Raw genomic sequence first — 25506 nt, forward strand, 5'->3', positions numbered from 1 at the left:
GACGTCGTTTCAATTAGAATCTAGTTAGTAATCGATAGCCCGTTTCCTATGCATATCTCCAGGCTCGAGCTTGAGAATATCAAATCTCACGCATCATCAACATTTGAGTTTGCCAAGGGCACGACCGCCATCACCGGCGAGAACGGCGCGGGCAAGACGACGATCATCGAGGCGATCGCGTGGGCACTGTTTGACCTGCTTGAATACAAAAAAGAAGATTTTGTTCGCCGCGGCGAAAAAAAGGGCTGGGTCAAGGTAACTTTTGAAAGCGGTCTCGATGAACGCGAATACACTGTATATCGCGACACCGGCGCCGGTTACTACGTCACTGACCCACGGCTGCAGACGAGGATCGCGGAGAAGAAAGAAGAGGTATTTCGTTTTCTTTGGCAGCATCTGGGCCTCGAACCGGGAACGGACCTGCGGTCACTTTTTCGTCAGGCGATCGGCGTACCTCAAGGAACGTTTACAGCCATTTTTCTCGAAGGTGCAACGGAACGCAAGGTCGCATTTGACCGCCTGCTCAAGGTCGAAGAGTATCGTCAGGCGGCCGAGAAACTTCGTGAGACGTCGAGATATCTTGACTCGCAGGTGACTGGCGTTCGGGAGGGCATTGCCCGTGCAGAGGGCGAACTGGCACGCTCCGAGATCGTCGCCACCGATAACAAGGCACTAGCCGCAAATAATCGAGAGTTGGCAGCCGAGATCGAAATATTAACATCGGATCTCGCGAAATTGCGTTCGTCTGTCGCGGCGCTTGACGAACGGGAGCGGAGCATCGTCGGGCTTAAGACCGTTTTTGAAAGATCATCATCTGAGCTCGAACGCTCCCAACTTGTATTTCGCCAGTTGGAACAGTCAGTCGAAAATGCCGCCGCCGCCGCCGCCAAGGCTGCGGCCGCCAAGCCTCTGGCCGATCGCCATGTCGAGATATTGGGCCACCTGCGCGAGTTTGAACGTGAACGAATCGAACGCGATAGACTACGCAATGAACTCGCAGCCACGGATGCCGCTATCGTCAATGTTCGTGCCGACAGCAAACGCCTTGTCGAAGGCCTTACGGCTGCCGAAAATGCTCACAGCGAGATTGCCAAGCTTCGCCCAAAAGCAGTTGAGCAAGACGGCATAGAAGTCGAGGTCCGACATTTGCGTGAGGCCGTGGCCGCCGCTCGTGCGGCAAAAGCGCAGATCACAAGCCTTGACGATAAACTCACGCGAATGCGTGATGGTTACAAGGCGACCAGCGAACTTTTGAAAGAGTCAGAAGCTCGATCAGTTGCCGCGACCGGTCTGGTCAAACTCGAAGAGCAAAACACTAAATTACTTTACGACATTGCGGCCTCGCGTGCCGCGCTTGAACGTGATGAGAGATTTCAACAGGAGATCAAGAGCGGCCTCTGTCCTATCCTGTCGGAAAAATGCCTCAACCTGAAGGAAGGTGAGACTCTGGAGAGTTTTGTTTCGGGCCAGTTTGTCGAACTGCGGTCTCGGATCGCATCGCTCGAAACCGATCTTGTGACCGTTGGCACGTCGCTTCGGGCCGCCCGCGACGCCGCCGGTCATTTGACTACCGTTGAAACGCACCGCCGTCGGATCGCCGAACTTACCGAAGAAGGCAAACGGCTTAACGCGGAAAAGATCGAACTCGACAAACTTGCAGACGCCCTCGAAAAATCAGAGAGCGATCTGGCGGCCGCCGAGGCACGCTTGGCGAAACTGGATGACCCGCGAACACGGATAAAATTTCTGGAGGTCGACGCCGGACGCGAGCGAGAGATCTGTGAGAGCCTCTCCAAGATCGAAAGTAATCTCGAACGCCTGGAAAATGACCGCAACATTACAGTAGAAAAGCTCGAATCTTACCGAAATCTCGACACCCAATGGACGGCGTTTTCGGCAGAACGCGACTCAACCGCTGATGCACATCGGACATACATTGCAAATGAGGCAGAATCTGCCGCACTTGCCGAACGCCGCGAACAATTGGACAAGGCGAACGCCGAGTTGGCTCTGATCACCCAACGATCGGCAGATGCCGAAACGCAATTAACATCTGCATCAGCGTCATATAACGGCGAACTGCATCTATCGCAGCGTGCAGAGCTTTTGCAGGCCGAACGCCGGCACGCACAATCTGCGGCAACTCTCGAGGCATCTAAGCATCGTGAAGAGCAACTCGCCGCCGAGCTCAAACGATTTGCCGAGATCCGGCGGTCGCTGGCCGCGGAGTTTAAGGAAAAGGAACGGCTCGAAAAGGTGGCCGAGGCAACCGCATTTATCCGCGACACGCTTAAGGAAGCGGCTCCGAGGGTCGCTCGCAATTACGTATTCCACGTTTCGCTCGAGGCTAATCTACTTTTTCGTGAGATCACCGGAAACGCAGAACGGACACTGCGTTGGTGCGAGGATTACGCCATAATGCTTGAGGAAGACGGTTACGCAAGGCCGTTTCAGAGCCTATCGGGCGGCGAACAGATGGCGGCGGCCTTGTCCGTGCGCCTTGCGTTGCTCAAACAATTGACCGATATTCGCATCGCATTTTTTGACGAACCGACGACCAATATGGACACCGAACGCCGCGAGAACCTCGCAATGCAGATCAGCCGGATCACGCATTTCGATCAGCTATTTGTTATCTCGCACGATGAGACGTTTGATAGTTATGTAGATAATGTAGTGTCGGTAGGTTAGCAAGATGAAAAAAGTCACAATAGTCTGCGACGGTTCGAGCCTCGGCAACGGCAAGGGTAACCCACGCGCCGCGGCGGTCGCTGTGCTTGGGTTTAAGGGCATTTGGAAGGCGGTCGGCGAGTATCTCGGAGCCGCGACGAATCAACAGGCCGAGATCGCGGCGGCGGCAATCGGGCTCGAGAATTTGAAAGAAGAGTGCACTGTCACGTTAATGTCCGACTCAAGATACGTAGTCGAGACGATGGGCGGGACTTGGAAACGCAAAACCAATCACGAGTGGTGGAAACGCCTCGATGCGGCCGCAAAACGGCATCACATATCGTGGAAATGGGTCAAGGGCCACAATGGCCACGACGTGCAGGAGGTCGCCGACTCGATGGCACGCAAGATGGCCGAACTCGGCTATGTGGATAATGCACTTTTAGAGGAAGCGGTCGTCGATCTAGGGACCTTAGAACTTTAACCGCAGAGACGCTGTGGCGCTGAGATCTGTTTTGAATATCGGGCAAGAATTACGATCTTACGAGTTGAGAGGCCGGCACAAAGTGCCCGCCTGCTTGGCTCTGCGTCTCTGCGCCTCTGTGGTAATGCTCTTCCTAGCGGCTTCGTTCGCCGGTGCCCAGCGGACCGCGCTTGGCTGGGTCTGGCAAAATCCGCTTCCTCAGGGGAATCCGCTATATTCGATCCACTTTGCTAAGGACAAACAGAATGGATTCGCCGTCGGCTCGGACAATACGATCCTTCGAACGAGGGACGGCGGTTTCAGATGGGAGCGTCAGGAAGCTCCAACGGATGTGACGTATTCGGGCGTTTGGGCTCGTGACGCCGAAACGGCGATCGCCGTCGGATCACGTGGAACCATCGTTTCGACGATAAATGGCGGCAAAGACTGGAAACGCGTGGCGGTCGACGCACGCGACCATTTTTATAGCATTGCGTTTGCCGGAACCGACGCGAATGTCGGCTGGATCACGGGCACATACGGCCGGATACTTAAGACGACGGACGGCGGCACGACCTGGCACAGTCAATCCGTTGATACCAAAGAACATATCCTAAAGGTAGCGGCGTTTGACGCAGACCACGCGGCGGCGGTAGGACTCGGCGGCACAGTACTTTTCACAAACGACGGCGGTACAAACTGGGTCGTCACCGGTCCGTGCAAGGGAGCGGTCGTCTCAGGCGTCGCGTACACCGCGGCAAATGCGATCGTCGTAGTCGGATATGGCGGATGCATCGCACGTTCTAACGACTCAGGCTCGACGTGGGATCTTGTAAATATTTACAGCCGTGCCGATCTGCTTTCAATAAATTTTTCGAGTGATAAGACCGGCACCATCACAGATGCCAATGGCCTCGTGTGGCTAACAGGCGACGGCGGTATTACCTGGCTGCCATTCAACATCCGCACAAATCCGAAGCTCGTCGCGACGTATTTTGCAGATAGTTTTACCGGATGGGCTGTCGGCGAAAGTGGATTGATACTGCGGACCGATGATGGCGGGACGAGTTGGCAGCGTCTGAGCGAAGGCGGCCGCGAGGACGTCAACGATATGGCGTTTCTGGATAGCGAATTGGGCGTCGCGATCGGATCAAAAGGCAGGATCTGGCTGACCAACGACGCCGGAAGATATTGGTTGCCGGTTTTTTCGGGTACTAGCGAAAGTCTCAACGCTGTTCACTTCTACGACGGGCAAAAAGGCTGGGCTGTCGGTGATAAAGGTACGATTCTCCGAACGATAAATGGCGGTGCAAGTTGGGGCAAGGGCGTGTCCAACGTCACCGAAGACCTGCTTGCCGTCAATTTTGTCACGGATAAGATCGGCTTTGCCGTAGGTGCGAATGGGACGGTTCTTCGAACCGATTCGGCTGGAGCGTATTGGGAACAGTTCGAGTCAGGAACACGTCTGTGGCTCGAGGATGTACGCTTTTTTGACCAAAATAGCGGCGTTGCGGTCGGCGATATCGGTACTATTCTGACTACCGGTGACGGCGGGCTGACTTGGGCAAAGATCAAGACCAACCTCCGCGACAATCTTTATGCATTGAGTTTTTTTGATACGAATATTGGCTATGCGGTCGGCGCGGGCGGCGTTATTCTCGGCACCACGGATGGCGGGAAAACGTGGAAGGACCAAGAGTCGCCGACGAGATCCAATCTCTTTGCCATACAGGCATTTGGAAAGGACGGCGCCGTCGCGGTCGGCGAACTCGGAACGGTGCTTGTGACCGAAGATGCCGGACGCTCCTGGCAGATACAGCCTAACATTACCGGAAAAGTGCTGCAGGCGGTCGTCTATCGAGGCGGTAAGAATGTTTGGGCGGCAGGCCGCGGCGGGACGATACTCAAGCGAACCGAACCGCTTTCACCAAAGCCGCTTTCCGGGCCCAAAACGCCGCCCACGTTAACCGGTGCCGCACCTCGGTTGCGGCCGAAGTACAGACAACCGCTCGTCACGATAACCGACGACGGTGATATTCCGGCCGCGGTACCCATCAAAAAGCCTTAGTTTCGTTTGACCGTTACCGAGATCCATTCACCGGCAGAGTTGATCGAATATCGCTCAACTGCTCTGGTCTCGAGAGCCTCCGTGATCATATCCGTTTGAGTTCCAAGGATTCCCGACAGCAGCAATACTCGCTTTGTTTTAGCAAGCAGCAGATCGATCATCGGCAAAATGACATCGATCGTCAGATTGGCACAAACAAAATCGAACATATCAGTTCCATCGCCGATCTCGCCGAGAAAGAACTCAATGTCGCCCGTTCCGTTCATCTCGCCATTCTCAATTGCGATCTTCACCGAATCTTCGTCGACATCACACGCGACGATGTGCCGTTTGCCTAGTTTTGCTGCAGCTATCGCGAGAATACCGGTTCCCGTACCGACATCGAGAAAACTCTCGCCCGGAGCGAGTTCTTCGCCGATCGCCGAGACACACAACTGTGTCGTTTCGTGCGTGCCGGTGCCGAATGCCATATTCGGTTCGATGCGGATCACCATCTTGGACTCATCGTCCACCGTTTCCCACGGGGGTGCGATGATAAAATCGCCGATCACCGTCGGGCGCCAATGCTTTTTCCATTCGGCCAGCCAGTCCGTCTGTTCGACCGAACGCGTTGCGATACTCGTGACTCGCTCGGGAACGTAGTTATAGATCCGTAGTGCCTCCCGAACGGTCTCGTGGATGTCCGCGTCCTCCGGCAGCTTTTCAAAGTATCCCGACACCCGCAACGGTTTGTCCGTCGGCTTAAGAAAACTGTCGATCTCGGTTCCGAGTGCACCGAGTTCGTTTAGTGCGAATTCGATCGCCTCTGTCGCAATCGCATCGGTTTCGATGTCGACGGCGAACCAAAGTTTTTTGTCATTGTTCATTATGATCTGTAGAGTAAGATACCCTCGGCACGCGTGATCTAACGACTCTTTTCGAGCCCGATCTCGTCCAGCGAGGCTTCGCGGTTGCGCCAGTCTTCGACGACCTTGACGAAGAGTTTTAGATAGACCTGACGCCCAACAAGATTTTCGATATCGACGCGCGCTCGAGTACCGATATCCTTTATGCGTGATCCCTGTTTCCCGACAATTATCTTCTTTTGCGAGTGTTTTTCCACGTAGATCGCGCAAAAAATGCGGAGAACGTTCGGATCCGTATCATCATATAGCTCAGTGACGACCGCCGTCACATACGGCAGTTCTTCCCCGGTGGATAACAGTATTTTTTCCCGGACCATTTCCGCCGCGATGCTCCGCACCGGCTGATCGGTCATCTCATCCTCGCCAAATATCGGTTCGCCCTCGGGCAAATGTTTTACGATCTGGGAAAGTAAGTTGTCGATAGCGTCGCCCTTAAGAGCGGAAACCGGAATGATCTCGGCAAAGTCATACTCTTTCGAGTACATATCAATTAGCGGCAGCAACGCAGCCTTGTCCCGGATCTTATCTATCTTGTTGAGGACGAGCACGGTTGGCTTGGCAGCCTGCTTGACGAGCTCGAGTACAAACCGGTCACCATTTCCGGTCGATACGCTCGCGTCACGCATCAGGACAAGTACGTCGACCGAGAGGATCGCATCGTGCACCGCCGACATCATCCGGCGGTTAAGCAAATGCCCCGGTTTGTGGACTCCGGGCGTATCGACGAAGACGATCTGGCCGCCGTCTATATTGACGATACCTTGAATACGATGTCGGGTCGTTTGCGGTTTGTTTGAAACGGCTGCGATCTTCTCACCGACCAGGCGGTTTAGGAGCGTAGATTTTCCCGCGTTGGGCCGCCCGACGAATGCGGCATAGCCGCTGCGAAATTTATCATCCTGCATCGAATAGACGTTAACAGATTTGGCGTGAGATTCAAGGAATCGCAGAATCTACTGCTTTTTCAGCAAATTTTGCTTGCCGGCGATTGCATCGCGGAATGCTCCGCCCGCTATATCGTCAAGCTGGATCGCCTTGTCATATAGCTGGAGAGCATAAGCATCCTCACCCGCAAATTCGTATATCCGTGCCAGTGCGACGTAGGTCAGCGACAAAAGTGCCTTGTCGGTATCCTGCTTTGCGGTCCGGAGGACATTGCTGTAGGCGACCTTGGCGTCTAGTAGCTTTTGGGCCTGGATATCCGGATCAGTGACACTTGCCGCCGCGAGGCTTGCGACGCGTCCGATCGTATAGTAGATCCGCGGCTCAGACGGATTGTCCGCTGCCAATTTTTTAAGTTCGGTGCCTGCTCCGTTCAGATCCTGCGCCTCGATCATTTTTTGTATATCGAGCAGACGTTTTGTCACCGGATTGTCCGCGGCGGTCTCGATAGCGATCGGATTTTTTCGGCGGGCCTCACGGGCCGCAAGGGCACGCTGTTTAGCATCAGCATTGCGGGCGAGGCGGTCCATCTCCTTCGACGCGTCAAATGTCGCGATCATTTCCCGCAGCGATGACGCGATATCAAACCCGGAGTTTTCGGTACCTTTTAGTTGTTCGGCAAAGTAGAACGACATCACCGCACCACGCTCGTATGCATCGGAAAGCATTAATGCGGTCTCATCAGCCAATTGGATCTTTTGGCGGTCAAGTTCGGCTGAGACCGCACGTTTTTCCGGCACGGTCTTCATCGTTTCGATCTTCACACGGGCCTGTTCGGTAGCGATCTGCGAGCGTGTAAATTCGATCTGCCGTGCATCGATCGCCGAAACGAGCGATCGCGAGATCGTCAGAAACACATCCGGCGAGATCGACGGGTCGGTCTTGCGGCGTTCATCCAAAAGCAACTTCACCTGTTCGCGGATCAAACCAATATCTTTCGAATTTTTCAAGACTAGCGGATCGACCACATACTGCAGGAATGCACGGCGTGCATCGGTATTACTGAGATCCTTGTCCGGCGGTAAAACGAGATAATAGTCGTCCTTTACGTTTAGGAAAATAATGTTGCCCGCCGGTGCAAGCATTTCCGGAACAACCATAAATCGGCGTTCATAATCGCGGGTTTCCACCTTTTGGAGAACGGTGTTTTTACTTTTTGCCCTTTGCGTCTCGATCTTGATCTTTTCGGAATAATAGATTTCAGGCCGCGTATGCAAATAGTTGAGCAGATCGGTGACCATTTCGCGGGTCGACGATCTCAGCGTTTGGTTTGCCTCAGACTGGTAGTCCTTGACGTATTCATCGAGTTTTCCGCTAATGCCGGACCGTCGGTAAAATTCGCGAGCTAGCGGAGCAAAATCGAGCACATCCAGCAATGTTCCCGGCAGGTCGGCTGTGTATGCCGGATCAGCCATCTCAGGAACCGGAGACAGCGTATATGCCATCGAAATAAATGGCGAGACCAATTCTACATCAGTCGCGGTGGGGCGGCGTTTTTTATACTGCGTGACAAAAACTGAGATCCGCTGGCGTAGGTCCTCGTTCATTCCGGCCATATCCTGAAGCAGGCGTTCGCGAAATTTCGAACCCTTTTCGGACAATGTCGTGTTGATCAATTTCACTTCCTGCCCGTCGCTATTCTTGATCCGGGCCATTTCAAGTGCGGACAGCACCACCAGCACTCGTTTGTCCGGACCGATCTTCACGCCGTAATTCGAAACGTCCATTCCCGCCGAAGCGTTTTGGCCATAACCAACTGCCGAAACTACGGCTACCAATATCAGTATTAAGATTTTTCGCATTTAATTCAGGGCCGAGCCTTAATTCCAATCAAATCGTCACGCTAGTTGCAGCCCAATTAAAAAAGATGAATTTATTTAACTCTGGGATGCACGGCAAGGTAATAAAACAAAGGATAAAGGAGAAACGAATTTCATCCTTTATCCCAATTTGCCGCCAAAAACGGAGCCTGTTCTTTAGGAAAAGCTGCTCAGAGCGTCAGCCTCGTTTTCAAAAACGTCGAAAACGGTCAACAACTTGGTAATGGCCAAAAGGTCTTGGATTTTTTCGGTCAAATTCAAGAGTTTGAGTGTCCCGCCCTCTTTATTCACGGCAGTAAAGCTCGAGACCAGTTCGCCGATGCCGCTTGAATCGATATAGCCGACGCGGCCCAAATTCAAGAGCAGTTTGGTCTTGCCTTCGCCAAGGACGCGACGAATTGTTCCGCGAAGAGCAACGCTACCCTCGCCGATCGTGACCTTGCCGTCGAGGTCGAGGATCGTCACATCACCCGCCTGCCGTTCAGTAATAGTAATATCTGCCATTTTTATCTCCTGTTTTTAACTTCGAAATTATATGAAAGCTGATTTTAGACCAACATTAATCTAAAAGTCCACGTAGCTCTCGGAATTTATCGCTTTTTGACCATTGTTACGATCAATCCGCCGCCGTCCGCATTGGACCATTCTACCTCGTCCATAAATGACCTCATAAAGAGGATACCGCGGCCATTTGCTTTAAGCAGATTTTCCCGATCGGTCGGATCCGGAATATCCTCTGGCCGAAACCCTGATCCGTAGTCCCGAACTTTGATCTCGACACCGACGGAAGTTTGGTCGAGTGTTACCTCGACGACCTTTGATCCGTCAAATTTATTGCCGTGTTTAATTGCATTCGCAACCGATTCGCGAACAGCGAGATCGATCGCAAAGATCATATCATCGGCGAGGCCCGCTGCTTTGGCAAAGCTTTCAGCTCCGGCGGCCGCTTCGTCGACGGACTCGATCCTACTAGGCAGTGTAAGTTGAACGGTTTCAGTCACGATAGTTATATGTTCAGTAAGTTACGGGCTGAAACGGCAACGTGTCAAGACAAACGCCACCCTTTCCTATTAAAATGATACTAATGTTTGTTCATCCTGCCAAAAGCCTCACCGGCACGTTACGATTGCCCGGTGATAAATCGATATCCCACCGGGCGGCGATGTTTGCCGCGATGGCCAGCGGAACTTCGACGATCAGCAATTTCGCGGCTAGCTCCGATTGCGGCTCGACGCTCGACTGTCTCGCTTCGCTTGGTTGTGAGATCACACGATCGGGAAATGATGTTACGGTCGCCGGCCGCCCATTCACACGGCCTGATTCGCCGCTTGATTGCGGTAATAGCGGCACCACGATGCGGCTTATGTCGGGCATCCTTGCCGGGCGGCAGGTCGGCGCCGCTTTGATCGGTGACGAATCGCTCTCGTCACGGCCGATGAACCGCGTAATCGAACCGCTAGAAGAAATGGGGGCGGAAATCTCATCTAATAACGGAAAAGCTCCGCTTGTGGTCACGCCGGGCAGGCCGCTATCGGGCACCAGGCACGAGCTTCGGATAGCGTCCGCTCAGATCAAGTCCTGTTTGCTACTGGCCGGAATCGGTGCTGAAGGCACGACCGAAGTCATAGAACCGGTTCCGACCCGCGACCATACCGAACGAATGCTGCGATGGTTTGGAGCCGAGATCGACACTTCGATTCCTGGGGCTATCTCGATCAAGGGCGGACAAATGCTTTCAGCACGATCTTTCTCGGTGCCCGGAGATATATCTTCGGCGGCATTCTTTATGGTCGCCGCGGCGAGTCTTGAGGGTTCGGCCTTGACGCTGGAGAGCATCGGCCTAAATCCCTCTCGAACCGGAATAATTGACGTTTTGCGACGAACCGGAGTTGACCTTTCGATCACCGACGAGCGAGTCGAATGCGGTGAACCGGTCGGCGATATCGTCGTTCGGGGTTCACGACAACGTCTAACCGCCGCCGCCCCGTTATTACTCGACGGACCGTTGATCGCCAATATTATTGATGAGATCCCGGTACTTGCGGTCCTCGGAACACAAATGGGCCAAGGCCTGGAGATCCGCGGTGCAGGAGAATTGAGGGTCAAGGAATCTGACCGCATAAGGACCGTTGTCGAAGGCCTGCGGTCAATGGGTGCCGATGTCGTTGAGTTCGACGACGGTCTCCGGGTCGCTCATTCGCAACTTCACGGAGCCCGTATCAACTCTTATGGAGACCATCGTATAGCAATGGCCTTTGCGGTCGCCGCGTCGTTTGCTATCGGTGAAACCGAGATCGTCGACGCGGATTGCGTCGATGTTTCGTTTCCCGGATTCTTTGAAACGCTTAAAAGTGTCGTAATCTCATAGTCGAGAATGAACAAGGAACAAAGAATCGTACTCACCGGTTTTATGGGTGTCGGCAAATCCAGCGTCGCCCGACACGTCGCGCACCTGATCAAGTCAAAACGTGTCGACCTGGACCACGAACTCGAATACGGTGAAAGGCGCACGGTCGCCCAGATAATCGACGCCGAAGGCGAACCGGCATTTCGCGACATCGAATCCCGCTATTTGCAGGAAGCGCTCGACAGACCTGACCTCCGAGTGCTGTCGCTCGGCGGCGGAACGTGGACACTCGAGCGAAACCGAGAAATCATCAAGAGGTCGGGCTTGACCAGCGTTTGGCTTGAATCGACTTTTGAACATTGCTGGCTAAATGTTGCATTTTCGCGAAAAGATCGGCCGCTCGCCCGCGACAAAAAGCGGGCATTCGAACTATTTCAACAAAGACAACAACATTATGCCCTCGCTGATTGGCATTTTGTGGTTCGTCCGGACAGTACGTCATTTGACGTTGCCAAACAGATCATCGAACAAATATTTTCGTAAATATTGACGGTCTGGTGTTGAAAATTAGTTTGTAATCTATCAAGATTGATTTACTAGAAAACTAGTTATCCACATCTGAATGGTGGGGAGATATTATTAGACACGATCGAACAAGTGCCGAACGCATTTGCGATTATTGGTATGCGAATATTAGACAATTTTTCTGGAGGAAAAATGAAAATCAAAGCTTTAACACTTTTCACTTTGGCCCTTGCCCTCTTTATGAGTGCTTGCGGCAAGAGCGATGCTGATCTGCAGAAAGCAGTTCAGGATAAGCTCACCGCCGACAAGGTCGTAGGCGTAACCGTGGCCGTCAAGGACGCTGTCGCTACCCTGACGGGCGAAGTCGCAGACATCACCGTAAAGACAAAGGCCGAAACCTCAGCCAAGGTCGAAGGCATCAAATCAGTTGATAACAAACTGACGCTCAAGCCGATGCCGACGCCGGAACCGCCGTCACCCGATAAAATGATCGAAGGCAGCGTCAACGAGGCACTCAAAAAGAAAGGAATTGCAGGAGTTACCGTAGCCGTTAAGGATGGCGAAGTTACACTGAGCGGAACCGTGGACAAGGCTAAGGTTGCCGAGATCATGATGACCGCTAACGAAGCAAAACCGAAGAAGGTTATCAACAACCTCAACAAATAGGCGAATAACGGAGGAATTATGTCATTACAAGAGAAATACCAAACACTTCTGGAACTCGCCAATGCTAACGGAACAACCTACGAGTTGGCCGAAGGCGACGGCGTGCTTCACGTCACGGGAACTGCTCCGAGCGACGAAGCCAAAGCACAGCTTTGGACAGAGTACGAGCGGATCGATCCTGATTTTCAGTCGAGCGATCTCATCCTTAACGTTTCGACCGGTGCCGGCGATGCGGGCGGCGGTGCTAATACGTACACGGTGGTTTCAGGCGACAGCCTGAGCAAGATCGGATCAAAGTACGGCGTTGCGTGGAAGGCCATCTGGGATGCTAATCGCGACATCCTCAATCACCCGGACAAGATCTATCCGGGACAGGAATTGAAGATTCCCTAACTCGCGGATCTTCAAATGCTAGTCCGGCCTGCTCATTTCGGTGAGCAGGCCTTTTTCTTTGCTCGCAACCTGGGCAGTAATTTAATACAATTTCGACAATGTCATTCGAAACGGATTTTATCGTCATTGGCAGCGGCGTGGCTGGACTTAGGTCATCGATCGAGCTTGCTAAAAGCGGTGCCCGGGTCACCGTCTTGACTAAGGACAAGGCCAGCGAGTCGAACACCGAATATGCCCAGGGCGGAGTCGCGGTTGTTCTTTCTGAGGACGACAATGCCGAACTCCACGAGGGCGATACACTGATCGCCGGTGCCGGACTTTGCGATCCGACCGCGGTTGCGACACTCGTCACTGAGGGTACGGTTTATATCAAGCAGTTGATCGAATGGGGCACAAGATTCGATCGTGACGGCGGCAAACTGATCTTCACCCAAGAAGCGGCACACTCGCGCCGACGTATCATCCACGCGAACGGAGATTCGACCGGTGCTGAATTTGTTCGTGCCCTGATCGCCCGTGCCGGTCAGGAGAGATCGATCGACATCACCCCATTTGCCAATACCGAGAGCCTGATCATCCGCGACGGCAGGTGCGTCGGCGTCCGCTTTCTCGATCCGATCCTGCGTACTCCGCGTGACGTTTTTGCCCGGGCTGTGATCCTATGCACCGGCGGTGCCGGACAGCTTTATCAGCACACTACAAATCCTCCGGTTGCGACCGGCGACGGGATGGCAATGGCTTATTATGCCGGTGCTGAAATGGCCGATATGGAGTTCATCCAGTTTCATCCAACGGCTCTTAATATCGCTGATGCTCCTAGATTCCTCCTGAGCGAAGCAATGCGCGGTGAGGGCGGCATTCTGCGAAACAAATTCGGCGAGCGGTTTATGCCGAATTATGACGAGCGAGCCGAACTTGCACCGCGTGATATCGTTTCGCGGTCGATCGTGGCCGAGATGCGTCGCACCGGAACACGAAATGTGCTGTTGGATATGACCGCTCTTGACGGAGAATTTTTGCGGCATCGCTTTCCCAAGATCTATGAGACCTGCAAATTTTACGGCCTCGATATAACCAAGGACCCGCTGCCCGTATCACCTGCATCGCACTACTGTATGGGTGGCATACGAACTGACCTTTGGGGCCGAACTACCGTTCCGGGCCTTTACGCGGCCGGCGAGGTAACTTGCACGGGCGTACACGGTGCCAATCGGTTGGCGTCAAACTCATTACTTGAGGGACTTGTGTTCGGCGCACGTGCGGGGCGGGCCGCTATCGAGGATTCGGCGTCGCTGTCGGGAATGAGCGTCTCTAGCAGTTTGGCGGATGAAAAGGCAGTTTCAGAGAAGCAGGCATCGCTATCGACTGCCGTGAGCAAGCGCATCAAGCGAGTAATGTGGGAGCGCGTCGGCATCCTGCGCGACCGCACCTCGCTGGAGCGTGCTCTTAATGAATTTGCCCAAATATCATCGGGAAATCTAAGTACATCATCCCGAAACTTCGTTACGCTTGCCACACTCGTAGCAACCGCCGCACTCTGGCGTGAAGAGTCTCGGGGCGGGCATTTTCGAACAGATTTTCCGGATCAGCACGATGAGTGGCGGCATCATTCGGTACAGACGATCGGCAAGCCGATCGCGGCCGCCGAACAGATGGACTTTGACATATCCTCGAAAGTGTAATTAAAATCGAGCAAACCTAAATTTCTCCGGCACCGATCAATAAATGCAAAATACGGCTACCACCTTAAATCTGGCGTCGATCGTCTCTCATCACGCTCGGCTTGCTCCCCAAAAAGAAGCGTTCGTTTGCGGCGACGTCCGATTGACATACGGCGAGATCGACGGCTTATCGAATCGAGTAGCAAATGCTCTGGTCGAAATGGGCATCGGCTATGGCGATAAGGTCGCCCTCTGCTGCCCAAACCTTCCGTTTTTTCCGATAGTGTATTACGGCATTATGAAGGTTGGGGCGGCGGTCGTGCCGTTGAATGTGCTATTCAAGCCGCGCGAGATCGCCTATCATCTCTCGGACTCGGACGCCAAGGCTATTTTTGTCTTCGAAGGAACCGATGAATTGCCGCTAGCTGATACGGTAAAGGAAGCTTTCGATCAGGTACCAACTTGCGAAAAGCTGATCGTGATGACCAAGGGCCTGATGGACCCAAGTCCGCTCGCCGACCACGAAACCCTGACCCAAATAACTTTCGACAAGTCCGAGAAATTCGATATTTTTCCGACTCGCCCCGACGACACCTGCGCGATCCTCTATACGTCGGGGACAACGGGCCAACCAAAGGGTGCCGAACTCACGCACTTAAATCTGTATTCCAATGTAACGACAACGTTTTTGATACATTTGCCGATGCTCGATTTTACCGACGGCGAGCAAAAGACGTGTCTGATCACGCTGCCACTGTTTCACACGACCGGACAGACCGTGCAGATGAACACGCAGATCTATGCGGGACACCGAATTATCCTACTGCCAAGGTTCGACCCACAGGCGACGCTCGACGCGATGGTCGCCGAACGCGTAAATTTCTGGGTCGGTGTGCCGACAATGTATTGGGCACTGCTTCGATACGTGGACGAGACCGGCTATGACATCAGCCGGATTCGCGAAACAATGAAGGTTTGCTCCTCTGGCGGTGCCCCGATGCCGGTCGAAGTGATGAAGGAGTTTCAGGAGCGTTTCGGTGTTCGCGTGATGGAGGGTTACGGCCTCTCAGAAACCTCACCGCTAGCCTGCTTTAACCACTTTGAGCGTCCGTCGAAACCTGGAAAAGTCGGACAACAGATCTTTGGCGTCGATGTGCGCTGTTTTGACGACGACGATAGAGAGGTTCCGCGTGGCCAACGCGGTGAGATCGTCATTCGCGGGACCAACGTAATGAAAGGATATTACAAACGCCCGGAGGCAACGGCCGAAGCTTTTCGTAATGGTTGGTTTCACACCGGCGACATCGGGATTCTGGACGAGGATGGCTACCTGTCCATCGTAGACCGAAAAAAGGATATGATCCTCCGCGGTGGTTACAACATTTATCCCCGCGAACTCGAGGAAGTGATCATCACTCATCCGCTAGTGTCCCTGTGTGCGGTGATCGGCGTGCCGGACGAGCGACTTGGCGAAGAAGTTAAAGCATTTGTCGTGCTTAGGCCCGGATGTGAATTGTCGGTCGCAGAATTTACCGACTGGTGCAAAACACAATTTGCCGCCAATAAATACCCGAGACACGTCGAGTTTCGCGATTCACTTCCGATCGGCGGCACCGGCAAGATATTCAAACGAGCTCTCAAGGAAGAGTCAGCTTGATCTGCCGATTGCGTTCGCGGCCGCTATGAGTGAAACTAAATCTTTATGTTTTATCTTAAGGTCGCTTTAATTCTCGTCATTTCCTCACTTTTTGCTATCGCCTGTTCTGGAACAAAACAGGAAGGCTTTGTCATCGCCGACAGTAAAACTTACGAAGCATCGCTTTTCCGGCAGCAATGCTCTATCTGTCACGGACCCGAGGGAAACGGAAAGACCGTTGAGGGCAAGGTCATTCCTAGTCTTCGCTCGGGGGATTTCAAGTTTAAGTCCGAAGCCGAGATCTACAATCAAATTGCGAACGGCGGCAACGGAATGGTGCCCTTTCGCGACCAACTTACCGACCGTGAGATCAAACTCCTCGCTGACCTGATACACAATCGTTTGAGAGAGAACTCGAAATAGCGGCAAAGACGAGCATTGCGCAATAGATCATCGTTTTTTTATCTTAATGGTATCATTCGAGCCGCTGTGAGAATAAAATAAACTATATGAAAGTACTTATCACCGGAGCGACGGGTTTGGTCGGTCAGGCCCTCCAAAGTTTATTTGCGGAAAAGGGTTACGAGATGCTCCTTGCCTCACGCAAGGATCCGATCGATGAGCAACACGTAAAATGGAGTATCGACGACGGTTTTGCGAACCCCGAGAAACTCGAGGGCCTCGACGTTGTTGTCCATCTTGCCGGAGAGAATGTCGGCGGATTGCGGTGGACCGACGAAAAGAAAAAGGCGATCCGCGATAGCCGCGTGTTCGGTACGAGAAACGTCGTCGATGCGATCTCGAAGTTAAAAGACAAGCCAAAGACGTTTATTGCGTCGTCGGCAATTGGATTTTATGGAGAGCGCGGCGAAGAAGAGGTCAACGAGACTTCGGCTGCGGGCGATAATTTTCTCGCAAGTGTCGCTAAGGATTGGGAGGTCGAATCTCGCAGGGCCGAAGACGCCGGAATTCGGACGGTTCTTCTACGCACGGGTATTGTTTTGTCCAAGGACGGCGGGGCTCTCTCGACAATGCTCTTGCCCTTCAAACTGGGCGTCGGCGGTGTGGTCGGCAGCGGCAAGCAATGGATGAGCTGGATCTCTCTGGATGACGAGGTCGCGATCATTAACTACGCGATCGAAAACGAGAACATTCGCGGTGCCGTCAATGCAGTGTCGCCAAATCCGGTGACGAATCAGGAGTTTACCAAGACACTCGGCGAGGTTCTCTACCGACCAACGTTTCTGCCATTACCCGAGTTTGCAGTCAGTATGATCTTCGGCGAGATGGGCGATGCTCTACTGCTTGCCAGTACAAAGGTGTTGCCAAAGCGCCTGATCGACGCCGGGTTTAAGTTTCAGTTCCCTGACCTAAAGGCCGCCATCGAGAACGCGGTTAAATAAAAGTACCGTATATCCAATTAGAAAAGTGCAGATGGGAGATGAATTGATTCATTCATCTCCCATTTGCGTGATCCACGTTAAGCTCTGGCTACAGTTGCTTCAACAACATCGGCCGGCTTGGGGCAGCGTCGGTGGCAAATGGCGCGATCTGGAGATTTAGGAGATATACACCGTCCGAAACTTCGTTCGGAACGTAAATGAGTTCGGTGATCGTGCTATATATACGCGTAGCCGTATGTGTTTCACGAGAGCCCACCTCAACGTTCCAAAAGATCCGGTGATTAATCAGTTTTCCTTCGTCAAAAATGCGATCGATGGACGGCAGGTCGACGAGCAGATGCTTGAATCCGCACTGAACGATATATTCCATCGAATCCGCGGTAAAGTACGGCGGAATGTTGCCCACTCCGTAGCTTCGCGTCAATTTGCTGTCATCATTCGGCAATGTCCGCACGATCAATGCCGGAGAGCTGGCCTCCAACACCCTCGTATTCGGATCAAGCCCGTAAGTAACAGCTTCAATGACCTTTTCCAACGACGATCTCACTAATACGCCGTTCTCCGGTTCCAACGTAACTAAAAAGGCCGGTACCATCACATCCCGCAAACAATCCCGAACTGAGATCCGCTCATCCGTGATATGTCCGACACATTCTGTGTGAGTGCCGTTACAATGTGGGATTAATGAATATTGTTCAAAATTGACGCTGCCGCCAAGGCGTGTATCGCCGACGATTTCTCCGGCTTGGCAGGGTTGTGCCGTCGCCGAATCTACGCCGTACGCGTTCGCCTGCGGACCGTTGAAACGAAGCGGCATCGAGATATCGATCGGAGAAAATGCGTCAAAATTCAACATCGATCCATTTAATTCTATCGACAGCATCATTAATTTATCTGTTTTATCACCAGTAAAATCCCCTTGTTTTTATCAACGCGGATCTTTGCGTCCGCCGAAAGATTCGCAGCTTTTTGTAATCCCACAATTTCGGGCGCGATGATCGAGGCCTTTGACGGGTCGATTCCCAGTGCAATCCAGTCAATATATAATTGGATATCAGCATCATTTGCAGCCCAAGTAGCAATGGACACCAAGGCAGCTCCCTTTTTGCGATAGACCGTAGCGAGGACCTTCGGGTCGTTCGTATGGACCGGGCAGTTCGGCGACCAATAGCCGAACATCTCCGTTCCCTGCATCCCAAAATCGTCCCAGACTTTCCAGATCGGCCGCGGGTCGGCATTGTCGGACCAAGGCATTCGATTGGTCATTCCGTAGATCATTCCCCGCCACGGATTACCACCTTTTTCGAGCATTTCGCCCATCAGTCCGAACGGAATGCCTGAGACCTCGGTAAGGAAAAAATCGGGTGAATTGTTTTCGTAATCAAAATACTCGCCAAACCACAGGCGATTTAAGTAAGGGAAATGCTCCATATAGAGCATCGCCGAATTGTTAAATCCGTCGTTCTTATTGAATTGATTTGCCGAGTGCAGATCGACGATCCCCGGATGCCCGCCATTGGTCAAAACACGCTTTACGCGTTTCATCGTCACGCGGTCAAATGCGACGTCATCCAGATAGATGCCGTCGATCCCGACGTTTTGCGTGAGCCAATTCATCCCCTCGACGTAGTAGTTATGCCAACGACTGACGCCGCTGTTGACGATCGCCGCGTCCTTCAGTTCGGGCACGAACCACGCCGCGATATAGTCGTCGCCGACGTGTTCTTGCAGCCACGAGAACCCGCCGCCTTTGCCGCCCGAAAAGATCTCGTGCCCGAGGCTGCGGAGTGCCGGTAGTTCGTATGCGTGATTAGAAAGCTCGCGGACGGTGTTATAGATCTTAACCTTCATCCCCTTCGAGTGAGCCTCGTCGATGTACTGCTTCATCTCCTTGTGAGCGATGAACGGGTAATTAATGTAAGGGTTGATCGCGTTGGCGTGATGGATATTAATTACCGTCGCACCTGTCTTTTTGATCTCGTCGATCGGCGTGTATTTGTGATAAAAGCGATTCGCCCACTGCCAGTCAGTGTCGATAGCGTGAAACGGCGTGATGAGCAGGTTAAAGTTGTAATACAGCACATCGCCCTTCTTCATCATCCGCGGGCCGCTATACGCCCTAACCGATGTAGTGGTTTCTGAGCTGCCGTCGATATCGATGCCGCCGTTTCCGCCGTTGCCCCACGATGCCGGCAGCAGAAGCGGTTTTTGCAGGTAAAAATTTGTATTTAACGGCCTCGCGTATTTCTCATCGCGGAGCGAGAACTGCAGTCCCGCGTTGACGCCGCCAAGCCACGCTCCGTCCTGATTTTTGGTCGCCACCTCCCATTTCCACCTCAGGAACGGCGGCGTCGCCCTGCCTTTTTCGCCGAGGCCCATCATATATTTCGCAGCGTCCTTGGCATACGGGATATTGAGACGTATGTCGCTGAGGCTAATGTCGTCGATCGCCGTGAGTTTGACCGTGTAGGCGACAAAGCCGTCGAACTCCATCGAGCCATCGACGTCCATCAGGACGTTGGAATACTTTGTCGATGCTCTCCATTTGACGGTTCCCGGCGTCTTCTCCGTAAAACTAACCGACCTCGGCATCGGGGCGAACTCGAGGCCATCCTTGTCGACTACCGAGAAGGACATCGGATGTTTGAGGACCGGCGTATAATCTGACATTGATGTCATCTCGGGACTAAATCGCGTCGCGATCGAACCGGGTAAGCCATCGTTGCTGAGGGTCATACTACGACCAAGAATACTGATCTCGTTACCCTTTACGACGATCGGCGTGTACGGCGGGATGACCGTGTTTTCTTGAGCCAGCGTCGAATTGAGCCACTTGAGCCGCGTCATTTTCTCGGGCTCATTGAAACCGCTGTTAACGGCGACCTCTTTGGCGATGTGAAAGATAAGATCCACGGTCTGCGGGGCCGAGTTGTTCGCGGTGATCGTCGCGGCGCCTTTGTAAACGCCGGTTGCTGCGGCCAACGGCACGTCGAGGGCACACCACATCGCTTGTACCTTGCCCATTTCGACAGAAACGGACGTGGTAAAAGGCTTGGCGTCATAGGAGACGCCGTCGGTATTGATACACGCGACGTTTGTCGCAGAGAGTTTCGTCCCGTTCGCGGCTTTTAGGTCGGTGAAATCGACGCGGACATTTTCGATCGATCTGAGTGCGTAAACCCCGAACTGAAAAGCGTAAAATTCGCCGCGGCGGGCGTCGCCTGAAAAACTGCTTTGCGGCCCGCGTTCGATCCAACGCTGTGGCAGGTCATCCGTCATCTTGATCGGAAACATCCGGTCCTCAGGAAACACGACAAAGTCTTTCGTAGCGTTCGCCTTTGCCAACGCGTCGGTCTCAGCGGCCGTCGCGATTACCTCCATCGGATAGAACGAATTGAACGCGTCAACCGACTGGATCTCGACGACCCTGGCTTTGTCGACCGGAGTGCCCGCAACAAAAGAATTTGCACCTGTTCCCGGTGCGGGTTTCGGATAAAAATCCTTGGGGTAATTGGCACTCCCCGATTTTGTGTACGGCAAATAGTAAATGTAATAGATACCCGGGCCGGCCAGCGGCTCGAAATATACCTCGCCGTATTCCCGGTTTATTGTTCCGAACGAAACCGTCGCCACACGTCGCCCGCCGGAGGTCGTTACAATGATCGCCTTTTCTGCCGGATCAATGTCCCGACGCCGCCATTCGATCCGGGCAAACGCCGTCTTTTCGGCGGCCTCTACATTAACGACAGCTCGGATATTGCCAAATTGGTCCGCATTCCAAGGTGCCGGAGCAACTGTAAATGGCGGCATTTGCGCAAAAAGCATCCCCGACCAAGAAAGGAGCGAAAGGCTCAGAGCGATCGCCCGTAGATACAAGGACTTTTTCATTGTTATAAGCTCCGCAGACGCTGCATTGTTTGCTCTATATCGACATCAACGACGTTTTCCACGCCGGCACATATCTCCATTAGCAACTGATCCTGTGCGTTGCCCTTTGACTTAGCCAGCGAATATGGAAGATCTTCGCGAAAGGTCACCATCGAATACTTAGAAAAATAGTCTGGGTATGTCTGTTCGAGTTTTGTCTCAAGTTCGCGCTTTCTTAGAAACACAGGGTCCGCAACTGCATCGCGCATTTCGTAGAAATTCTCCTCGGCCATATCGGCGATCGCATCAGTATTTACCTTTCGCAGTTCGCCATACTCCTCGTAAACCGTTTGCCAGTCGGTGCCGTGCTTCCCAACAAGCTGGTCGAGGATCCGCACGTCTTCGAATGCACAGTTCATTCCCTGCCCATAAAATGGCACCACCGCGTGAGCAGAATCGCCAAGCAACAGAGCCTTACCGCCGGCATTCCACGGGAAACACTTGATCGTGCCGAGATTGCCGGTCGGATTAGCTATGAAATCTTCGATCAAAGTCGGCATAAGCGGAACCGCATCCGGAAACTCACGCCCGAAAAACTCCCGAACCGAATTTTCATCCCGCAACTGTTCAAACGAATTTTCGCCTTTGTGCGCAAAAAACAGCGTACAGGTAAAGCTCCCATCGAAGTTCGGCAGGGCGATCATCATAAACTTGTTTCGCGGCCATATGTGGAGTGCGTTTTTCTCGATCTGAAACTGTCCGACAAACTTTAGTTTGTCGCTGCTAGCGTTGGGTTCGACAAACTGAAGTTTGTCGGACGGTGCGGGCGGGATATGGAGTTCCTTGTAACCGTGATCAAGCCATTTTTGCGAGAAATCAAAACGCTCGACGCCGCCGTGCTGCATTGCGTTCCGCACGGCCGATCCGGCACCGTCGGTCGCGATGACGGTGTCGGCATTGGCAACCTCACCATTTGAGAATTTCGCTTCGCCGGACTTGCAGTCAAAATCAATGCATCGAGCGTTGAAGTGAAATTTCACACCTTCATATTTTGCAGCTTCGTTGATCAACGCTATGTTCAATCCCGCGCGTGAAACCGAGTTGATGTACTCACCCTTACGGCCCGAATACGGCAGCAAACGAGTCGAACCATCGACGCTATGGATCATCCGTCCGTACATCGGGATCGCCTCGGCGAGCATATACTCATCCATCCCAACCTCGCGAAGCGCCGCGATGCCGCGATCGGACAACGCGAGATTGATCGATCGGCCGGCGGCGACCGATTCGAGGCGCATATCGCCCCGGGCCTCGTAAACATCCACTTCGATGCCGCGTTTGGAAAGGTTGATCGCGAGGAGTGAACCCGCTAGCCCGGCACCGATTATCGTTACACGTCTATTCTGTACCATTTACGTTCTGCCGGATCGCATTGGGCCTCACGCCACTAATCTGCCAATTTCTCGATCGTCACAGCCGTAACCTTGAACTCGGGCGCCTGCGTAAAGCGATCACGTGTAGGGCCGGTGAGGTAATTGAGAAATACGGCCGGGTCGTGGAATGTGGTGAAAAGTTCGCCGACTTTAACCTTATCGGTGACTTCGACCGGCATTATCGCCTCGCCGTAGTTACTTTTTAGCCTCACCGTTTCGCCGTCAGCGATCGACAATCTTTCTGAGTCTTCCTTTGAGACCATTATTAGATCGGTCGGCCGCAGTTCACGGTTCGGCGTACGCATCGTCATCGTGCCGGCGTTAAATTGTTCGAGCACGCGGCCCGTGGTCAGCATAAACGGAAATTCGTCAGACACGATCTCCTTTGTCGGCCGATACTTGATACGGCGAAGTGCCGCTGTAATGCCGCTCGAAAAGGATTCGCCGTGCAGCACTTCGGTGCCGGGGTGATCGATGTCAGGACACGGCCATTGAATTCCTTTATCGTCTAGCCGATCATAGGTTATGCCGTATCCCGGCGGCCACACGGCCCGCACCTCATCCCAGACCTCCTCCGCGGACTTAAACGAAAAATCGTCGGTGTGACCCATTGCGGCCGCAAGGTCGCAGATGATCTCAAGGTCAGAACGTGAGTTTCCACGCGGGCTTACGGCCGTTCGTATCCGCTGGATCCGGCGCTCGCCGTTCATAAATGTTCCGTCTTTCTCATACGAAGTCGTCGCCGGGAAAAAGACGTGGCCAAAATGCCTCGCCGTCTCGTTCATAAAGAAATCCTGAATTATGACGAGATCCATATTGGCAAATGCTTTTGCCGTTTCGTGTGCGTTCGCATTCGACAGGAAGACGTCGTATCCGATCGTCCACAGTGCCTTTAATTTACCGTCGCGAGCCGAGTCGATCATCTGCAATTGATTCAATCCAGGTTCGGTCGGAATCTCGGTCTTCCACACCTGCTCGAAAAGCTCACGTCCTGATTCGATCGAGATCGAGCCGGTCAAAATGCCGGGATCGCATCCCATATGGGCCGAGCCCTGCACGTTATTTTGTCCTCGGAGCGGATTCACGCCGGCACCGGGCTTTCCGATGTTTCCGGTGAGCAATGCGAGATTGACTATCGACATCACGCCCTCGGTACCCTGATAATGCTCGGTCATTCCGAGTCCGTGCATCGACATTGACGGGGTGTCGACGGCGTAGATCCGGGCGGCCTTTCTGATAAGTTGGGCATCGACACCGCAGCGTTCGGCGACCGCCTCGGGCGAGTAATCAGCGACAAACTCCTCGAATTTTTCGTACTCATCGACGCGTTCTGCTATGAACTGACCATCGACCAATCCTTCATCGATGATCGCGTGTGCCAGGGCGTTAAACATCAGGATGTTTGTACCGGCCCGAAGCTGCAGGTGGACGTCGGCCATCTTTGCCAGCTCCGTCACTCGCGGATCGATGACGATCAACTTGGCACCATTTTTGAGCACAGCCTGCTTAACACGGGCACCAGGGATCGGGTGGTTCTCGGTTGGATTCGCACCGCAAATGAGTATGGACTTTGCCTTTTCGATATCGTCGAACGAATTGGTCATTGCCCCCGTCCCGATCATCATCTTCATCGCCGCGGCAGTCGGCGTATGACAGACTCTGGCACAACAATCGACGTTGTTTGTCCCTAAGACAACTCGTGTAAATTTTTGAGCAAGATAATTTTCCTCATTCGTCGCTCGGGCCGAACCGAGAACAGCGATGCTCTCTCTGCCAAATTCACTGTCGATCGCCTTCAGTTTCGCTGCAGTGTACGCGATAGCCTCATCCCACGACACGACCTGCCAACCATCGTTTTCGCGGATCATCGGCTCGGTAACACGGTCTTCGGCATCGATGAAATCAAAGGCATAACGCCCCTTTACGCAGAGATGGCCATAGTTGACCGGTGCGTCCATAACCGGGCGAACTTGCACGACCTTGTCGTCACGAGTACCGACGTTCATTTCACACCCCGTACCGCAATACGGACAGGTCGTCTTGGTCCAAGCTGTCGGGAATCCTCGTTCGATCACAGTCTTGTCTTCGAGCGCACCGGTCGGGCATGCGTCGGAACACGCTCCGCACGATACACAAGTGCTGGTGCCAAATGCTCCCAAAGAATCGGGCAATATCCTGGACTCTTCACCCCGGCCCAATACGTGCCATACGAACTGTCCCTGGACATCGGCACAGATACGCACGCACGCATAGCAATTGATGCATCGCGACATATCGACATTGATGTATGTATGCGAGCTATCGGCGGCAACCAAGTGGTCAACGCAAAAGTCAGCAGAGGTCAGGCCGTATTCGGTGGCAAGTTTGTGAAATGGTTTGTTCGGAAAATCATTGAATGAGTCGGCGGGATAGATGCCGGCCAACATCCGCAAGTTCCATTTTCGGGCTTCTTCGATCGGGCCGCTATGGGTCTCGATCTCCATTCCGTCCGCCAGAGCGGTCGCGCACGACGCGGTTTCACGTGCTTGCCCTTTGACGTCGACCAGACACATTCGGCAGGCACCGACGGGCTTTAGCCGTTGATCGTTACAGAGTGTCGGTATCTCGATACCGAGTTCGCGAGCGGCCGCGAGAATGGTAATGCCATCGTCAAACGACGCTTCCTTTCCGTTGATCGTTGCACGGATCATATAGAATTCCCTCTTGT

At 53.3% G+C, this 25506-nt stretch carries 20 protein-coding genes; 11 read left to right on the plus strand and 9 right to left on the minus strand.

Annotated features, from left to right (window positions below):
• Positions 1–48: 48 nt before the first annotated feature.
• From IPQ00_09545 to IPQ00_09555, 3 genes are all read left to right on the plus strand, one after another.
• On the plus strand, positions 49–2691 hold the full coding sequence (locus tag IPQ00_09545; protein ID MBL0240802.1) for an SMC family ATPase: 2643 nt from the start codon (positions 49–51) through the stop codon (positions 2689–2691).
• Between the two features lie 4 nt (positions 2692–2695).
• Positions 2696–3154 carry a ribonuclease HI gene (locus IPQ00_09550; GenBank protein ID MBL0240803.1) on the plus strand — a complete coding sequence of 153 codons (459 nt, stop codon included), beginning with the start codon at positions 2696–2698 and terminating at the stop codon, positions 3152–3154.
• A gap of 124 nt (positions 3155–3278) precedes the next feature.
• Complete coding sequence (locus IPQ00_09555) at positions 3279–5201, plus strand: hypothetical protein (protein ID MBL0240804.1); 1923 nt, start codon at positions 3279–3281, stop codon at positions 5199–5201.
• Here IPQ00_09555 and IPQ00_09560 read toward each other — a convergent pair.
• The 5 genes from IPQ00_09560 to IPQ00_09580 all read right to left on the minus strand — a co-directional run bounded on the left by IPQ00_09560 (position 5198) and on the right by IPQ00_09580 (position 9869).
• Positions 5198–6067, minus strand: a complete 870-nt coding sequence (locus IPQ00_09560; protein MBL0240805.1) for a 50S ribosomal protein L11 methyltransferase — start codon at positions 6065–6067, stop codon at positions 5198–5200. The two genes, IPQ00_09555 and IPQ00_09560, sit on opposite strands and share 4 nt — an antisense overlap.
• Positions 6068–6105: 38 nt before the next feature.
• Positions 6106–7011, minus strand: coding sequence for a GTPase Era (era, locus tag IPQ00_09565; protein ID MBL0240806.1), 906 nt, complete (start codon positions 7009–7011; stop codon positions 6106–6108).
• Positions 7012–7059: 48 nt separating this feature from the next.
• Positions 7060–8850: a hypothetical protein gene (locus IPQ00_09570; protein MBL0240807.1), complete on the minus strand. Its 1791-nt coding sequence runs from the start codon at positions 8848–8850 to the stop codon at positions 7060–7062.
• 174 nt (positions 8851–9024) lie between these two features.
• On the minus strand, positions 9025–9372 hold the full coding sequence (locus IPQ00_09575; protein MBL0240808.1) for an STAS domain-containing protein: 348 nt from the start codon (positions 9370–9372) through the stop codon (positions 9025–9027).
• Between the two features lie 86 nt (positions 9373–9458).
• A complete protein-coding gene (locus IPQ00_09580) occupies positions 9459–9869 on the minus strand; it encodes an ATP-binding protein (protein MBL0240809.1) in 411 nt (136 codons plus the stop codon).
• A gap of 74 nt (positions 9870–9943) precedes the next feature.
• On the opposite strand from IPQ00_09580, the gene aroA reads away from it, so the two are divergent.
• From aroA to IPQ00_09620, 8 genes are all read left to right on the plus strand, one after another.
• Entirely contained in the window at positions 9944–11236 is a 1293-nt protein-coding gene (gene aroA / locus IPQ00_09585; GenBank protein ID MBL0240810.1) for a 3-phosphoshikimate 1-carboxyvinyltransferase, read from the plus strand.
• A gap of 6 nt (positions 11237–11242) precedes the next feature.
• Positions 11243–11758 carry a shikimate kinase gene (locus IPQ00_09590; GenBank protein MBL0240811.1) on the plus strand — a complete coding sequence of 172 codons (516 nt, stop codon included), beginning with the start codon at positions 11243–11245 and terminating at the stop codon, positions 11756–11758.
• A 174-nt stretch (positions 11759–11932) separates the two neighbouring features.
• The gene (locus IPQ00_09595) at positions 11933–12406 is read left to right on the plus strand and encodes a BON domain-containing protein (GenBank protein MBL0240812.1); all 474 of its coding nucleotides are present in this window, start codon (positions 11933–11935) and stop codon (positions 12404–12406) included.
• Between the two features lie 18 nt (positions 12407–12424).
• Entirely contained in the window at positions 12425–12799 is a 375-nt protein-coding gene (locus tag IPQ00_09600) for a LysM peptidoglycan-binding domain-containing protein (protein ID MBL0240813.1), read from the plus strand.
• A 98-nt stretch (positions 12800–12897) separates the two neighbouring features.
• Complete coding sequence (nadB, locus tag IPQ00_09605; GenBank protein ID MBL0240814.1) at positions 12898–14481, plus strand: L-aspartate oxidase; 1584 nt, start codon at positions 12898–12900, stop codon at positions 14479–14481.
• A gap of 43 nt (positions 14482–14524) precedes the next feature.
• Complete coding sequence (locus IPQ00_09610; GenBank protein ID MBL0240815.1) at positions 14525–16117, plus strand: long-chain fatty acid--CoA ligase; 1593 nt, start codon at positions 14525–14527, stop codon at positions 16115–16117.
• 45 nt (positions 16118–16162) lie between these two features.
• Positions 16163–16519, plus strand: a complete 357-nt coding sequence (locus tag IPQ00_09615) for a cytochrome c (protein ID MBL0240816.1) — start codon at positions 16163–16165, stop codon at positions 16517–16519.
• 86 nt (positions 16520–16605) lie between these two features.
• Positions 16606–17499: a TIGR01777 family protein gene (locus IPQ00_09620; GenBank protein ID MBL0240817.1), complete on the plus strand. Its 894-nt coding sequence runs from the start codon at positions 16606–16608 to the stop codon at positions 17497–17499.
• 88 nt (positions 17500–17587) lie between these two features.
• On the opposite strand, the gene IPQ00_09625 is transcribed toward IPQ00_09620, so the two are convergent.
• From IPQ00_09625 to fdhF, 4 genes are all read right to left on the minus strand, one after another.
• Positions 17588–18385 carry a cyclase family protein gene (locus IPQ00_09625; GenBank protein ID MBL0240818.1) on the minus strand — a complete coding sequence of 266 codons (798 nt, stop codon included), beginning with the start codon at positions 18383–18385 and terminating at the stop codon, positions 17588–17590.
• Positions 18385–21324, minus strand: a complete 2940-nt coding sequence (locus tag IPQ00_09630) for a hypothetical protein (GenBank protein ID MBL0240819.1) — start codon at positions 21322–21324, stop codon at positions 18385–18387. The genes IPQ00_09625 and IPQ00_09630 overlap by 1 nt, the downstream gene beginning before the upstream one ends.
• 65 nt (positions 21325–21389) lie before the next feature.
• Complete coding sequence (locus tag IPQ00_09635) at positions 21390–22778, minus strand: FAD-dependent monooxygenase (GenBank protein ID MBL0240820.1); 1389 nt, start codon at positions 22776–22778, stop codon at positions 21390–21392.
• A 35-nt stretch (positions 22779–22813) separates the two neighbouring features.
• A complete protein-coding gene (gene fdhF / locus IPQ00_09640) occupies positions 22814–25489 on the minus strand; it encodes a formate dehydrogenase subunit alpha (GenBank protein MBL0240821.1) in 2676 nt (891 codons plus the stop codon).
• Between the last annotated feature and the right edge of the window lie 17 nt (positions 25490–25506).

Origin of the sequence: Chloracidobacterium sp. (genome assembly GCA_016720705.1) — a bacterium.
In the GTDB taxonomy this organism is placed as follows: Bacteria; Acidobacteriota; Blastocatellia; order Pyrinomonadales; family Pyrinomonadaceae; genus OLB17.

Coding starts and splice junctions, on each gene's coding strand:
- IPQ00_09545 (MBL0240802.1), top strand. CDS start 49: ATGCATATCTCCAGGCTCGAGCTTGAGAATATCAAATCTCACGCATCA.
- IPQ00_09550 (MBL0240803.1), top strand. CDS start 2,696: ATGAAAAAAGTCACAATAGTCTGCGACGGTTCGAGCCTCGGCAACGGC.
- IPQ00_09555 (MBL0240804.1), top strand. CDS start 3,279: ATGCTCTTCCTAGCGGCTTCGTTCGCCGGTGCCCAGCGGACCGCGCTT.
- IPQ00_09560 (MBL0240805.1), bottom strand. CDS start 6,067: ATGAACAATGACAAAAAACTTTGGTTCGCCGTCGACATCGAAACCGAT.
- era (MBL0240806.1), bottom strand. CDS start 7,011: ATGCAGGATGATAAATTTCGCAGCGGCTATGCCGCATTCGTCGGGCGG.
- IPQ00_09570 (MBL0240807.1), bottom strand. CDS start 8,850: ATGCGAAAAATCTTAATACTGATATTGGTAGCCGTAGTTTCGGCAGTT.
- IPQ00_09575 (MBL0240808.1), bottom strand. CDS start 9,372: ATGGCAGATATTACTATTACTGAACGGCAGGCGGGTGATGTGACGATC.
- aroA (MBL0240810.1), top strand. CDS start 9,944: ATGATACTAATGTTTGTTCATCCTGCCAAAAGCCTCACCGGCACGTTA.
- IPQ00_09590 (MBL0240811.1), top strand. CDS start 11,243: ATGAACAAGGAACAAAGAATCGTACTCACCGGTTTTATGGGTGTCGGC.
- IPQ00_09595 (MBL0240812.1), top strand. CDS start 11,933: ATGAAAATCAAAGCTTTAACACTTTTCACTTTGGCCCTTGCCCTCTTT.
- IPQ00_09600 (MBL0240813.1), top strand. CDS start 12,425: ATGTCATTACAAGAGAAATACCAAACACTTCTGGAACTCGCCAATGCT.
- nadB (MBL0240814.1), top strand. CDS start 12,898: ATGTCATTCGAAACGGATTTTATCGTCATTGGCAGCGGCGTGGCTGGA.
- IPQ00_09610 (MBL0240815.1), top strand. CDS start 14,525: ATGCAAAATACGGCTACCACCTTAAATCTGGCGTCGATCGTCTCTCAT.
- IPQ00_09615 (MBL0240816.1), top strand. CDS start 16,163: ATGTTTTATCTTAAGGTCGCTTTAATTCTCGTCATTTCCTCACTTTTT.
- IPQ00_09620 (MBL0240817.1), top strand. CDS start 16,606: ATGAAAGTACTTATCACCGGAGCGACGGGTTTGGTCGGTCAGGCCCTC.
- IPQ00_09625 (MBL0240818.1), bottom strand. CDS start 18,385: ATGATGCTGTCGATAGAATTAAATGGATCGATGTTGAATTTTGACGCA.
- IPQ00_09630 (MBL0240819.1), bottom strand. CDS start 21,324: ATGCTTTTTGCGCAAATGCCGCCATTTACAGTTGCTCCGGCACCTTGG.
- IPQ00_09635 (MBL0240820.1), bottom strand. CDS start 22,778: ATGGTACAGAATAGACGTGTAACGATAATCGGTGCCGGGCTAGCGGGT.
- fdhF (MBL0240821.1), bottom strand. CDS start 25,489: ATGATCCGTGCAACGATCAACGGAAAGGAAGCGTCGTTTGACGATGGC.